Origin of the sequence: Bowmanella yangjiangensis (genome assembly GCF_017255015.1) — a bacterium.
Classification (GTDB): domain Bacteria; phylum Pseudomonadota; class Gammaproteobacteria; order Enterobacterales; family Alteromonadaceae; genus Bowmanella; species Bowmanella yangjiangensis.
In genome coordinates this window covers 1-674 of the sequence record NZ_JAFKCS010000420.1, presented here as the reverse complement: position 1 = coordinate 674, position 674 = coordinate 1, and the positions used below count along the sequence as shown (strand labels likewise).

Annotated in this window: 2 protein-coding genes; one reads left to right on the top strand and one right to left on the bottom strand. The window is 67.1% G+C overall.

Features of this window, described 5'->3' with window-relative positions; all coding sequences use genetic code 11:
* The first annotated feature begins 7 nt into the window (after nt 1-7).
* Nucleotides 8-85 (top strand): 16S rRNA (uracil(1498)-N(3))-methyltransferase, encoded by a 78-nt coding sequence (locus J0A65_RS28000; protein WP_416135332.1) that lies wholly within the window; start codon nt 8-10, stop codon nt 83-85.
* Nucleotides 86-134: 49 nt separating this feature from the next.
* On the opposite strand, the gene J0A65_RS24915 is transcribed toward J0A65_RS28000, so the two are convergent.
* On the bottom strand, nt 135-674 hold a 540-nt coding region (locus J0A65_RS24915), incomplete at its 5' end, for a TetR/AcrR family transcriptional regulator (RefSeq protein WP_206596918.1).

The window sequence follows — 674 nt, the reverse complement described above, 5'->3', positions numbered from 1 at the left end:
CGCCGGCCTGCAACCGGTGCAGCTGGGTGAGCGCATTCTGCGGGTGGAAACCGCCGTACCGGTGTTGCTGGCCAGGCTGTTCTGAGGCGTCGAGCGCTGGACAGCGCTACAGGCTGCCTACCCTGCAAACGGCTCTAGGCGGGAGAGCGGCCTACCTGCAAGCCCTCGACGAACAGCCCGGTGACTGCGCGAGCCGTGACCGACACATCCTCGACCGGGCACTGCCCGTTGAGCAGCAACTGACTGAGCCCATGCACCAGACTCCACGCCGCCAGGCTGGCCGTCTGTACCGACTCGTCCGGGCGCAGCGCTCGCACGCTGGCTTCGAGCTGGGCAAACAGCTGCCGGGCAACCTGTTGCAGCTCGGGATAAGCCGCCCTGTCGAGCTGTGGCCCGAACATCAGGGCGAAATGTCCGGGAAACTCCAGCGCATAGGCAACGTAGCACTCGCCGCGCCGACCCAGATCGGCCACCGGCAGCGCCTCGATACGCCGGACCAGAACCTCGAATCCCTGCAGCGCCAGCGCCGCCAACAAGGCATCACGGTCGGCGAAATGACGGTAGGGCGCGTTATGCGAAACCCCGGCGCGTCGTGCGACTTCACGCAGGCTGATCGCCGCCACACCCACCTCGGCGAGTAGCGCGGACGCAGCATCGAGCAGCGCTTTGCGCAA